The sequence below is a fragment of the Nereida ignava genome (assembly GCF_047114695.1).
Taxonomy (GTDB): Bacteria; Pseudomonadota; Alphaproteobacteria; order Rhodobacterales; family Rhodobacteraceae; genus Nereida; species Nereida ignava.
Window position 1 is genome coordinate 391,953 of sequence record NZ_CP112885.1, and the last position, 12,207, is coordinate 404,159.

A 12,207-nucleotide genomic window follows, 5' to 3' on the forward strand; every position below is an offset into this window, starting at 1 on the left:
GCCGCTTGAAATTCGACCTGAACGCCCCATTGCACCCCATATGCAGGAAGTGCTATTGTTTTGATAACAATATATAGCGCGCGAGCCATAGTGCGCATGGAAAGTTAAGGTATCACATGAGCGACACGCCAGAAACACCTGAAAACGAAGAAGAAAACACTGTTCAAGGGTATGTTTACGACGGACCGCAAGTCGACATCGTCGATGAGATGAAAACGGCCTATCTTGATTACGCGATGTCGGTCATCGTCAGCCGTGCGATCCCTGACCTGCGTGATGGTCTGAAACCTGTGCACCGCCGCATCCTTTATGCGATGCATGAAACAGGTAATACCGCCGAAAAGTCCTATCGTAAGTCTGCCCGCCCTGTTGGCGATGTGATGGGTAAATATCACCCCCACGGCGACAGCGCGATTTACGACGCTCTTGTCCGGATGGCCCAAGATTTCTCAATGTCGCTTCCGCTGCTGGATGGTCAGGGTAACTTCGGCTCCATGGACGGCGATAACGCGGCTGCCATGCGCTATACCGAAGTCCGCATGGACAAACCGGCAGGTGCGTTGCTTGCAGATATTGAAAAAGAGACCGTTGATTTCCAAGACAACTACGACGGCAAAGATACTGAGCCGACTGTTCTGCCCGCACGTTTTCCAAACATGCTGGTCAACGGTGCTGGCGGTATTGCTGTTGGTATGGCCACAAATATCCCACCCCATAACTTGGGCGAGGTAATCGATGCCACTTTGGCGCTTATTGAGCAGCCTGATCTAACTTCAGAGCAGCTGATTGACTATATTCCAGGTCCTGATTTTCCAACGGGCGGCATTATGTTGGGCCGCTCTGGCGCGCGTAAGGCCTATCTTGAGGGACGTGGCAGCGTTGTGATCCGCTCCAAAACCCGCGTTGAGGAAATACGTAAGGATCGTTGGGCGATTGTGATCGACGAAATCCCCTATCAGGTGAACAAAGCCTCTATGATCGACAAAATCGCGGAACAAGTTCGCGAGAAAAAGATCGAAGGCATCAGCCACGTTCAAGACGAATCTGACCGTAACGGTGTGCGCGTTGTTATTGAGCTAAAACGGGACGCGACAGCTGAAGTCGTTCTCAACCAGTTGTTCCGCTTTACCCCCATGCAAACAAGCTTTGGTGCCAACATGTTGGCCCTGAACGGCGGCAAGCCCGAACAACTTACACTCCGTAAGTTCCTGACATCGTTTATTGCTTTCCGCGAAGAAGTCGTGGCGCGCCGCACCGCCTTTGATTTGCGCAAAGCCCGCGAACGTAGTCACGTACTGTGTGGTTTGGCTGTGGCTGTATCAAATGTGGATGAGATCGTTGCAACGATCCGGTCCTCTGCCGATGCTGCTGAGGCCCGTGAAAAACTGATGACGCGCCGCTGGCCCGCCCAAGATATTTTGGCCTACATCAAGTTGATCGATGATCCGACCCATAAGGCCAATGAAGACGGTACATATAATCTGTCTGAGACTCAGGCGCGCGCCATCCTTGAATTGCGCCTGCAACGCCTAACACAGCTTGGCGTGTCCGAAGTCACGGATGAGTTGGAAGCACTTGCGGCCAAAATCACCGAATACCTTGATATCTTGCGCTCTCGCGAGCGTATCATGGGCATCATCACTGATGAGCTGACCGAAGTTCGTGACGCATATGCGGTGCCGCGCCGTACAGAGATCGTCGATTGGTCCGGCGACATGGAAGACGAGGACCTGATCGAACGCGAAGACATGGTCGTCACAATTACCCAAGGTGGCTACATCAAGCGGACACCGCTTGCTGACTTCCGCGCCCAACGTCGCGGTGGCAAAGGCTTGTCCGGCATGGCGACCAAAGACGAAGACGTGGTCACATCGCTGTTTGTAGCTAATACCCACACGCAACTGCTGTTCTTCACGACAGATGGCATGGTTTACAAGCTCAAGACGTGGCGCCTGCCCCAAGGCTCACGCACATCAAAAGGCAAAGCAATCGTCAATATCCTGCCCATCCCGCAGGGTGTGTCGATTGCTGCGATCATGCCGGTGGACCGTGATGAAAAAGAGTGGGACGATCTGCAGGTTGTCTTCGCAACATCCGCGGGCACCGTGCGCCGCAACAAGCTTTCCGATTTCACGAACGTCATGCGCAACGGCAAAATCGCGATGAAGTTTGAGGGCGAGCACGAGAACACCACACTTATCAACGCACGCATCGCGTCGAACGACGATGATGTCATGTTGGTGACCAACTCAGGTCGCGCCATCCGATTTAAAGCAACAGACGTCCGTATCTTCAACTCACGGGCCTCGGTCGGTGTGCGCGGTGTTAAACTTGCAGGCGATGATACTGTTGTCTCAATGTCGATCATCCGCCACTTCGAGGCATCATCGGAAGAACGTGCTGCATATTTGAAAATGCGTAGACTTGTGGCAGGCTTAACAGACGAAGTTGATGCAGCAGATGAAGAAGCAGTTGCTGATATTAACCTGCCCCAAGAGCGTTACGTCGAAATGTCTGCTTCCGAGAACCTGATCCTGACCATCACGGAAAACGGTGCGGGCAAAATGTCATCCAGCCATGACTATCCGCTGCGTGGACGCGGCGGCATGGGTGTGCAGGCAATGGATAAAGCCATGCGCGGCGGTCAGATCGTCGCTTCCTTCCCGATTGAGTTGGAAGATCAGATCATGTTGGTGACCAGCAAAGGTCAGTCCATTCGCGTCCCTGTTGAAGGCATTAGCTTTAGGTCGCGTAGCGCTGGTGGTGTGAAAGTATTTGATACATCTAAAGGTGAAAAAGTCGTAAGCGTGGCTTGGATTGCGGATCAGACAGCGGAAGATGCTGATGTAGAAGACGGTGGCGACGCTGCACCCGACACTTCGGCCGACGCATAGAAAAGGACTGTTTCCGCATTAATTTCGATTGTTCGCAAATTAATTGTGGCGCAATTGAGGCTTTGTTTGGTAACAATGAGGCAAGTTAATGCGGGTCCTCCAACCCGGTCACTTAATGACCCCCGACGCTTCCAACGTCGGGGGTCATTGCGTTTAGACTTCTGTGCGCAATCCACTTCGAAGATGATGCAAGTTACGACATCGTTTTCATTGATTTGCGCGGCAGGCTGGATTACCTGCTGCATATGACAAAAACACTCAATATCATCGGCGGCGGAATGGCCGGATCGGAAGCCGCATGGCAGGCAGCAAATCAGGGCATCTCTGTGGTGATCCACGAAATGCGGCCCAAAGTTGGCACCTTCGCGCACCAAACGGGCAACCTTGGTGAAATGGTATGCTCAAATTCTTTCCGTTCGGACGATAATGAGCAGAACGCCGTCGGTCTGCTGCATTGGGAGATGCGCCAAGCCAACGGCTTGATCATGAACATCGCTGAAAAGCACCGCATCCCCGCTGGTGGCGCGCTGGCTGTTGATCGCGAGCCCTTCGCAGAATCCGTCACGGCCGCCTTGAAGGCGCACCCAAACATCTCGGTCAGCTACGACGAAATCACCGAGCTTCCCGATGACGGCCATTGGATTGTGGCGACAGGTCCCCTGACATCAGACGCGCTGTCAGCATCCATTGCCAAAGCGACGGGCGCCCAAGCCTTGGCCTTTTTCGACGCAATCGCCCCTATCATCTATTTTGACACGATCGACATGTCGCAAGCGTGGATGCAGTCGCGCTATGACAAGGGCGAAACCGAAGAAGAGCGTACCGCGTACCTTAACTGCCCGATGGACAAAGCCCGGTATGAGGCCTTTATCGATGCGTTGATGGCAGCGGATAAAACCCAGTTTAAAGACGGTGAGACCGCCAAATATTTCGATGGGTGCCTGCCAGTTGAGGTAATGGCCGAACGCGGTCGCGAGACGCTGCGTTTTGGTCCGATGAAACCCGTTGGTTTGACAAACCCGCACGCGCCAGAAGACAAACCTTATGCGGTTGTGCAATTGCGTCGCGACAATGCCTTGGGCACACTTTATAACATCGTCGGCTTTCAAACCAAGATGACCTACGGGGCTCAAAAAGAAGTGCTCCGCATGATCCCCGGCCTTGAGAATGCAGAGTTTGCGCGTCTTGGTGGCATTCACCGCAATACGTTTCTTAACTCTCCCACATTGCTTACCCATGATATGAAGTTAAAAAACAACCCTAATCTGCGCTTTGCGGGTCAGATCACTGGTGTTGAAGGTTACGTTGAATCAGCGGCGATGGGCTTGCTTGCTGGCCGCATGGCTGCTGCAGAAATCAACGGTGACGACCTACCTGCGGTGCCGCAAGTAACCGCAATGGGCGCATTGGTCAGCCACATTACAGGCGGGGCGGATGCAAAAACCTTCCAGCCTATGAATGTCAACTTCGGGCTTTTCCCCCCAGTTGATGGGCTCAAAGGGGGCCGCAAAGGCCGCAAGGATCGCTACAAAGCCTATACGGATCGCGCCAAAGCAGAATGGCTTGGCTGGTTAGGTCAGGAAAAACTCGCAGCCGAGTGATGATCACGCGCTTTGCACCGTCCCCCACAGGGCCGCTTCATCTTGGTCACGCGTACTCCGCGATTTTTGCCCACGACCTAGCCCGCGCACAGGGCGGAACCTTTTTGCTGCGGATCGAAGACATTGACCGGTCACGGGCACGGGACGCGTGGGAACAGCAAATTTACGATGATCTTTCTTGGTTGGGGCTTCAGTGGGACGCCGCCCCAATCCGACAATCGGATCACCTTGCGAGGTACCGCTCTGCGTTGAATGAATTGTGGTGCTCTGGTTATCTCTATCCATGTAACTGCCGCCGCGCAGATATTGCAGCAGCTGTTAACGCCCCCCAAGAAGGCGCGCCATTATTGGGACCTGATGGTGTGATCTATCCGCGCCTTTGCTACGTGCCACCAACCCATCACAGCCGGGCCGCGGATGACATGCCATCTGATGCAGTGCTGCGTCTTGATATGACTGCGGCTGTTGCGGCGCTTGAAGTTTATAAGACGCCAATCACCTACACAAACAACGGCGCACCCGTTCAAATCACCGCGCCCGAGCTTGTTACCACTGTCGGCGATGTCGTCTTGGCGCGGCGGGATATGGGAACTTCCTATCATCTTTCCGTGGTGGTCGATGACGCAGCGCAAGGCGTCACGGATGTTGTCCGCGGCGAGGATCTTGAAAGCGCCACAGCCATCCATGTGGTTTTGCAACGTTTGCTTAACCTTCCAACACCGCAGTATCATCACCACCGTTTGATCCGCGATGACGCAGGTAAACGGCTGGCAAAACGCGATGACGCACGCGCGCTTTCCACCTACCGTGCGCAGGGCTTAAGCAGCGAAGACATTCGCAGGCTAATTGGGCTTTAGCTCGTCACCTCAGTGCCGCCGGTTACGTCTGTGAAAAAGCAGGTTCGCGCGCCTGTATGGCAGGCCGGACCGGTTTGGCGAACACTCACCAAGATACAATCGCGGTCGCAATCAATCTGCATCTGAACCAATTCTTGTGTGTGCCCCGATGTGGCACCCTTCACCCAAAACTCTGCCCGCGAGCGAGACCAATACGTCACCTGCCCCGTCTTCAGCGTGCGGCTGACGGCCTCAGCGTTCATCCATGCCAGCATCAAAACCTCATGACTGTCCACATCCTGTGCAATCACCGGCAACAGGCTCGCATCGTTGAACTTTAGAGAATTCGGATCAAACTTCATCACAGTGCCTTTCCAACTGTCCTCCACCGTCCTATCTGTCAGTCGAGTGAAACAAAAGGCCTCGCGCACATGTCCAACGAAGCAGACCTGATGAAGCTCTACTCGGCGCAGATTTTGCAGCTTACAACAGAGTTGTCGCGTGTTGGCCGCCTGGATGCCCCAAGCCACAGCGCCAAACGCCGGGCCCCGCTGTGTGGTTCAAGCGTTACGGTTGATCTGCTGGTCGAAGACGGTGTCATCCGTGATTACGCACATGACGTGAAAGCCTGTGCCTTGGGTCAAGCGGCTGCGTCTGTTGTGGCAAAAAACATTGTTGGACGTAACACCTCGCAAGTTGTTGCAACGCGTGACGCTTTGGCAAAGTTGCTGGCAGAGGATGGCCCAGTTCCGCAGGCCCCTTTTGACGGCCTTGAAGTTCTGCGCGCGGCCAAAGATTACAAAAACCGACACGCCTCAATCATGCTCGCTCTTAATGCGGCATGTGATGCGATTAGCGGTGGGTCAGATACTCAGGGCACATAAAAAAACCGCTACCTTCGTGGGAGAAGATAGCGGTCAGTAACGATCAGGCACATGTGGTGCAGATTGGTTTATCGAAGAGGCAATCCGATAAGTACGTCAGGCAGTAACGCGATATCACCTGTTTGGGGGGTCAGATATCATACCCGCACCAAGATAGATCGTAGACAGTGTCTTTACATAAATGCCGGCAAAGTGAGCGCCACCACAGTCATTGCTACAATGGCAGATACTGTGAACATGTCTTGAACCAACGTCGTTTGTGAGCGGCGAATAATGTTTTTCACATCAGCAATCATGGGTAGCTCCTTTGCAACTATGCATTTGTTTCACCTTTGTTCTCATTTGAGTTAACCAAAGTAAAGAACTTTTTGAGAACAAAAGTGAACAAAATGTTCCAGATGAACCTAACCTACTGATATTAAACGAATTGCTTTATCTTGTTCCATAAGCCACAAAAGAACACGGGCCGCTTTTCCACGCTCAGAGGTTAACGCAGGATCATCCGACAACAGTTTACGCGCATCTTTTTGAGCGATTTCCATAAGATTACTGTGCCGGTCCGGATCCGCGACCCGAAACCGTGGCAAGCCCGACTGTGCAGAGCCAATCATGTCCCCCGCCCCGCGCATTGCAAGGTCTTCCTCAGCAATGACGAACCCATCTTCTGTTTCGCGCAATATCTCGAGACGGCGGCGCCCAGTTTCACCAAGAGGTGCCTGATACAAAAGCAGACACGTAGACGCACCCGCGCCACGACCGACACGCCCGCGCAACTGGTGCAACTGGGCAAGCCCGAAATTCTCAGCGCGCTCAATCACCATGATGGTCGCGTTCGGCACATTGACGCCTACTTCGATAACGGTTGTCGCCACCAAAACCTGGGTCTTTCCTGCAATAAAATCCGCCATTGCCGCGTCTTTTTCAGCAGGCGGCATTTGACCATGAACCAGACCAACGGCCCCCTCACCCAGCTCTGCACGCAGGCGTGTGAACCGTTCTTCGGCGGCGGTCATATCGCTTAGCTCGCTCTCTTCCACCAACGGGCAGACCCAATAGGCTTGCTGGCCTTTGGCGACCGCAGCGCGCAGATGGCTGACCACTTCCTTCATCCGTGATGTCTGCACTAAGGCGGTTTTAATCGGTTGGCGACCGGGGGGTTTTTCATCAAGCACGGAAATATCCAGATCACCGTAGTGGGCCAGCGACAAGGTGCGCGGAATTGGCGTGGCTGTCATCACCAGCATATCAACCGCCTGCCCCTTGGCGCCAAGCTCCATTCGTTGGCGCACACCGAACCTATGCTGCTCATCCACAACCGCCAGACGCAGATCGCAAAACTCAACGTCTTTTTGAAACACAGCATGGGTGCCGACCAAGATCTTGATCTCACCGCTGGCCAGTGCTGCCAGCTTGCGCGCACGCTCTTTGCCTTTGTCACGGCCGGTGAGCAATTCCAAATTCACACCGGCACTCTGGGCCAGAGGTTGCAACCCCTCAAGATGTTGCCGCGCTAGGATTTCTGTCGGCGCCATCATCACACCCTGCCCACCAGCTTCGACAGCCATCAGCAAAGCCTGCATCGCCACAAGGGTTTTGCCAGCACCGACATCCCCTTGCAGAAGGCGGTTCATACGGTGCGGCGCGGCCAAATCTTGCGCAATCTCAGCGATTGCACGGCTTTGGGCCCCAGTCGGCGCATAGAGCAGACTGTTCAACACGTGGCTTTGCAGGTGCCCCGTTCCCACACTGCTTCGGCCTTTGGCCGCGCGCGCGGTCGAGCGGGCTAACGCGAGGGTCAGTTGATGGGCAAACACTTCGTCATAAGCCAAGCGCAAGCGCGCAGGATCAGACATGCCATCAACTAACGGCGCTGCAGGCCTATGAGCGGCCAAAAGAGCGGCATCCCAATCAGGCCAGTTTTCACGCTGCTTCAGGTTTGGATCAATCCACTCAGCCACTTTTGGGGCGCGCGCCAACGCTGACCCACTGGCTTTCAACATGACTTTTTGGGTGATCCCCGCCGTTAGAGGGTAGACCGGTTCAAACGGCGGGATAGCGTGCACATCCGCCTCTGCGAGCATGTGATCTGGATGCACAATCTGCGCAAGCCCATCAAAATACTCAATTTTTCCTGAAATAATCCGGCGTGCACCAACGGGTAGCTGTGCCTCAATATAGCGAATATGGGCATGAAAGAAGACCAACGCGAATGTTATATGACCGTCATTCACAAAAACGCGTGTCGCGCCGCCTTTGCGTGCAGCGGGTCTGTGTTGTTCAACCTCAACCGCAACGGTAACCACATCCCCCGTGAGCGCACCGTCAATACTTGGCCGCAGGCGCCGGTCAACAATTGCATGCGGCAGCGTAAAAAGCAGATCTTTCGGCGTGCTGACGTGTAGGTTCTCAAATAGTTTAGACGTCTTCGGCCCGATCCCTTGCAAAGTTTCGAGCCCTGCAAACAAAGGAAAAAGGATTTCTGGACGGCCTGCCAATCCCCTAGCCTCGACCGATCAATGAAAGCCAAGCGTCTTCATCAATAACCTCAACGCCCAGTTTTTCCGCCTTAGCAGCCTTTGAACCTGCTGCCGCACCTGCAACAAGTAAATCCGTTTTTGCTGATACAGAACCCGAAACTTTGGCACCAAGGTCTTCGGCCTGCGCTTTGGCCTCTGCGCGGCTCATCCGCGTCAGGGTGCCCGTGAAAACGACGATTTTGCCAGCAACAGGGCTATCTGAAGCGGCAATCTGGGCCATGTCTTCAATGCTAAGTTCCGCCACAAGACGATCAATTGCGGCGCGCTCAACAGCGTTAGCAAAAGTAGAAACGACCGACTGGGCCATCACCTCGCCAACGCCATCGATGCTCAAAAGGTCCGCCCAAGCCGTGCTTTGTGGGTCAGACGCCTCACGTATCGCGTTCTCGAACGCATCCCAACTGAGATATGTTTGGGCAAGGAGCTTGGCACCAGCCTCGCCCACATGGCGAATGCCAAGGCCAAAAATCACACGGTTAAGTGGCACAGTGCGGCATAGATCGATGGCGTCAAACAACCCGTTGGCAGATTTTTCACCCCACCCTTCACGGTTTTTCAATTGCTGCAAGCCGCTGCCAAACCGCGCGCGCAACGTGAAAATTTCCGCCGGCTCCCGGACCCAACCGTCTTTGTAGAATTGCTCAACTTGTTTTGATCCAAGCCCATCAATGTCAAAAGCCGCGCGGCTGACAAAGTGTTTTAGTTTTTCAACAGCTTGGGCCGGGCATACAATGCCGCCGGTACAACGGCGAACTGCATCGCCTTCTTCGCGCACTGCAGGCGAGCCACATTCAGAGCAGGATGTTGGAAACTCAAACGGCGCTGCAGTGTCAGCACGCTTGCTCACATCAACATCACGGATTTTAGGAATTACATCACCCGCACGGTAAACCTCAACGAAATCACCAACGCGAATATCACGGCCCCCGCGGATTTCAACGCCTTTGCTGTCTTTGCCGGCGATATAATCTTCGTTGTGCAGGGTCGCGTTGGATACGACAACACCGCCAACCGTTACAGGCGTCAGCCGCGCAACGGGAGACAACGCGCCTGTCCGCCCCACTTGGACATCGATCGCCTCCAGCGTGGTAAACGCCAGCTCTGCAGGGAACTTATGAGCAATTGCCCACCGCGGCGTGGTTGAGCGAAACCCCAACCGTGCCTGCAAAGCCAAATCATCAACTTTGTAAACGACACCATCAATGTCATAGCCCAGTTGTGCGCGCGCCTCGGCAATTGCGTTGTAGTTCGCAATCATTACCTCAACAGTTTCATGCCGCTTTGTCAGCGGGTTGGTCTGAAATCCCAGTTCAGACAGTGCCTCAATTGCTGCAAATTGAGTGTCTGCGAGGGGGGCAGACACCTCGCCCCATGCATATGCAAAAAACCTTAACGGGCGATTTTTAGTGATATTTGGGTCCAACTGGCGCAGCGATCCTGCCGCTGCATTGCGCGGGTTTGCAAATACTTTTCCGCCGCGGGCAGACTGTCTTTCGTTCAGGGCCGCGAAGTCTTCGTGGCTCATGTAGACTTCGCCACGCACCTCCAAGATTGCTGGCGCACCGGTCAGATGTTGCGGAATGTCTGCGATAGTACGGGCGTTGGGCGTTACATTTTCACCAGTCGTCCCGTCACCGCGTGTCGCTGCATGAACAAGTGTGCCATCTTCGTAGCGCAGAGAAAGCGAAAGCCCGTCGATCTTTGGCTCGGACGTGAAGGCAAGCGGGGCTTCGCCTTCCAGCCCGAGATATTTGCGAACGCTTTGATCAAATCCTGCAACATCATCGTCATTGAACGCATTTGACAAAGACAGCATTGCAACCGCATGGGTGATTTTGCCAAACCCATCTGCGGGCGCTGCGCCGACTTGCTGCGTGGGGCTGCTGTTTTTCAGCAACTCTGGAAAGGCTGTCTCAATTTCGGCGAGGCGCGCCTTAAGGCGATCAAACTCAGCATCTGTCAGCTGCGGCGCATCTTCTTGATAATACTGCTGATTTGCCTGTGCCAACACCTGAGAAAGCGTTTCGGCTTCTTGCGCGGCCTTCTTAGGGTCCAAGTTTTCAACGGGCGTTTCAAAATCGGAAAGTGGCTGGGACATGGGGCGCGCTCATCACTGTGGATTGGACGCTATAGGTAGAATGGCAGGGTGGCGGCGTCTAGTCTTGGTGCCGATTTTCATCCACCCTGCACAAACGAAAAGAGAGGCCGCGATTGCGAACCTCTCTTACCGAAAAACTAAACTCTTTACGCAGTGACCGGATACGGTCAGCCGTTTACGGCGATTTTCTCCAAATCACCCAGACCTGTTTGCGGATCGCGCAAAACATAGCCGCGCCCCCAAACAGTTTCGATATAATTGTCACCGTCTGTTGCCTGAGCCAATTTCTTGCGCAGCTTACAGATGAAAACATCAATAATCTTGAGTTCAGGTTCATCCATTCCGCCATAAAGGTGGTTCAGGAACATTTCTTTGGTCAGTGTTGTACCTTTGCGCAGGCTCAACAACTCAAGAATCTGGTATTCTTTACCTGTCAAATGGATCGCACGACCACCAGCAGACACAGTTTTTGCATCCAAGTTCACCTCAATCTGGCCCGTACCAATAACTGCCTGTGAGTGGCCTTTGGAACGACGAATGATCGCGTGAATACGCGCAACAAGCTCTTCGCGCAGAAATGGTTTGACCATGTAGTCATCGGCGCCAAAGCCAAAGCCCTTGATTTTGTCGTCCACCTCAGCGGAACCAGACAGGATCAGGATCGGCGTCTCAATTTTGCTAACGCGCAATTGGCGCAGAACTTCGTGGCCGTTCATGTCAGGCAGACCAAGATCGAGAACGATCAAGTCGTAGTCATATAGCTTTGCCAGATCGATCCCTTCTTCGCCCAAATCCATCGTGTAGACGTTCAGATTGGCATGAGTAAGCATCATTTCGATACTTTTGGCGGTCGTAGGATCGTCCTCGACTAGCAGAACTCGCATAATTTTATCTCCGGTGGATCGTTTGCGTAAAGTGTTTCGACCTCACTGTGCAGGCAATTAGTTAACACAAGGTTAGCGTGAGCCATAACACCTCATACCACCCTAGGTTGCATAAAGCTAACGGTAACTTTGCAGATGTGTTGCACGCAAAGCCTTAAGCCCGTAACTGCTGACCGCGTCGCACCAACTTTCGAATTCTTCTTCGGACAAACTATAGCGCGACAACGCATCACTTTGGCTTAACAGGCCATAGACAACCCCGCGCACCACAGCTGCCTTACGCGATGCAACCCAACGCCGCGTTGATGCGGGTGGCAGATCAGCATGAGTCATGATCGAACCATCCGGCAGGGTCACTGATCGGGGGCCATCAACCTTTTTCAAAAACATTCTTCGTCCTCGTCTTGTATCAAAGTCCTGTTCGGTTTGAGCCAAGTGTCTTAAGGAGCGGTGAAACGTCACCTTGTTAGTAC

At 53.7% G+C, this 12,207-nt stretch carries 10 protein-coding genes; 4 read left to right on the plus strand and 6 right to left on the minus strand.

The genetic code is table 11. The features are described 5' to 3' along the window. The first annotated feature begins 116 nt into the window (after positions 1-116). From gyrA to gluQRS, 3 genes are all read left to right on the plus strand, one after another. Positions 117-2,894 (plus strand): DNA gyrase subunit A, encoded by a 2,778-nt coding sequence (gene gyrA, locus OLX08_RS01885; RefSeq protein WP_341245624.1) that lies wholly within the window; start codon positions 117-119, stop codon positions 2,892-2,894. 245 nt (positions 2,895-3,139) lie between these two features. Further along, positions 3,140-4,495 carry a methylenetetrahydrofolate--tRNA-(uracil(54)-C(5))-methyltransferase (FADH(2)-oxidizing) TrmFO gene (trmFO, locus tag OLX08_RS01890; RefSeq protein ID WP_391482129.1) on the plus strand — a complete coding sequence of 452 codons (1,356 nt, stop codon included), beginning with the start codon at positions 3,140-3,142 and terminating at the stop codon, positions 4,493-4,495. Continuing rightward, on the plus strand, positions 4,495-5,352 hold the full coding sequence (gene gluQRS, locus OLX08_RS01895; RefSeq protein WP_391482130.1) for a tRNA glutamyl-Q(34) synthetase GluQRS: 858 nt from the start codon (positions 4,495-4,497) through the stop codon (positions 5,350-5,352). The genes trmFO and gluQRS overlap by 1 nt, the downstream gene beginning before the upstream one ends. Here the strand turns inward: gluQRS and hisI are convergent. Further along, the gene (hisI, locus tag OLX08_RS01900) at positions 5,349-5,693 is read right to left on the minus strand and encodes a phosphoribosyl-AMP cyclohydrolase (RefSeq protein WP_391482131.1); all 345 of its coding nucleotides are present in this window, start codon (positions 5,691-5,693) and stop codon (positions 5,349-5,351) included. The genes gluQRS and hisI overlap by 4 nt on opposite strands. Before the next feature lie 69 nt (positions 5,694-5,762). Here hisI and OLX08_RS01905 point away from each other — a divergent pair, with 69 nt between their 5' ends. Beyond that, positions 5,763-6,215, plus strand: coding sequence for an iron-sulfur cluster assembly scaffold protein (locus tag OLX08_RS01905; protein ID WP_391482132.1), 453 nt, complete (start codon positions 5,763-5,765; stop codon positions 6,213-6,215). Positions 6,216-6,388: 173 nt separating this feature from the next. Here OLX08_RS01905 and OLX08_RS01910 read toward each other — a convergent pair whose 3' ends face one another. From OLX08_RS01910 to OLX08_RS01930, 5 genes are all read right to left on the minus strand, one after another. Next, positions 6,389-6,511 (minus strand): hypothetical protein, encoded by a 123-nt coding sequence (locus tag OLX08_RS01910; RefSeq protein WP_391482133.1) that lies wholly within the window; start codon positions 6,509-6,511, stop codon positions 6,389-6,391. Between the two features lie 108 nt (positions 6,512-6,619). After that, positions 6,620-8,710 carry an ATP-dependent DNA helicase RecG gene (recG, locus tag OLX08_RS01915; protein ID WP_391482134.1) on the minus strand — a complete coding sequence of 697 codons (2,091 nt, stop codon included), beginning with the start codon at positions 8,708-8,710 and terminating at the stop codon, positions 6,620-6,622. A 4-nt stretch (positions 8,711-8,714) separates the two neighbouring features. Further along, positions 8,715-10,850, minus strand: coding sequence for an NAD-dependent DNA ligase LigA (ligA, locus tag OLX08_RS01920; protein WP_391482135.1), 2,136 nt, complete (start codon positions 10,848-10,850; stop codon positions 8,715-8,717). Positions 10,851-11,017: 167 nt separating this feature from the next. Continuing rightward, positions 11,018-11,734 carry a response regulator transcription factor CtrA gene (gene ctrA, locus OLX08_RS01925; protein WP_391482136.1) on the minus strand — a complete coding sequence of 239 codons (717 nt, stop codon included), beginning with the start codon at positions 11,732-11,734 and terminating at the stop codon, positions 11,018-11,020. A 117-nt stretch (positions 11,735-11,851) separates the two neighbouring features. Beyond that, positions 11,852-12,124, minus strand: a complete 273-nt coding sequence (locus tag OLX08_RS01930; protein ID WP_391482137.1) for a DUF1153 domain-containing protein — start codon at positions 12,122-12,124, stop codon at positions 11,852-11,854. Between the last annotated feature and the right edge of the window lie 83 nt (positions 12,125-12,207).

Coding starts and splice junctions, on each gene's coding strand:
- trmFO (WP_391482129.1), top strand. CDS start 3,140: ATGACAAAAACACTCAATATCATCGGCGGCGGAATGGCCGGATCGGAA.
- ligA (WP_391482135.1), bottom strand. CDS start 10,850: ATGTCCCAGCCACTTTCCGATTTTGAAACGCCCGTTGAAAACTTGGAC.
- hisI (WP_391482131.1), bottom strand. CDS start 5,693: ATGAAGTTTGATCCGAATTCTCTAAAGTTCAACGATGCGAGCCTGTTG.
- gluQRS (WP_391482130.1), top strand. CDS start 4,495: ATGATCACGCGCTTTGCACCGTCCCCCACAGGGCCGCTTCATCTTGGT.
- ctrA (WP_391482136.1), bottom strand. CDS start 11,734: ATGCGAGTTCTGCTAGTCGAGGACGATCCTACGACCGCCAAAAGTATC.
- gyrA (WP_341245624.1), top strand. CDS start 117: ATGAGCGACACGCCAGAAACACCTGAAAACGAAGAAGAAAACACTGTT.
- OLX08_RS01905 (WP_391482132.1), top strand. CDS start 5,763: ATGTCCAACGAAGCAGACCTGATGAAGCTCTACTCGGCGCAGATTTTG.
- OLX08_RS01930 (WP_391482137.1), bottom strand. CDS start 12,124: ATGTTTTTGAAAAAGGTTGATGGCCCCCGATCAGTGACCCTGCCGGAT.
- OLX08_RS01910 (WP_391482133.1), bottom strand. CDS start 6,511: ATGATTGCTGATGTGAAAAACATTATTCGCCGCTCACAAACGACGTTG.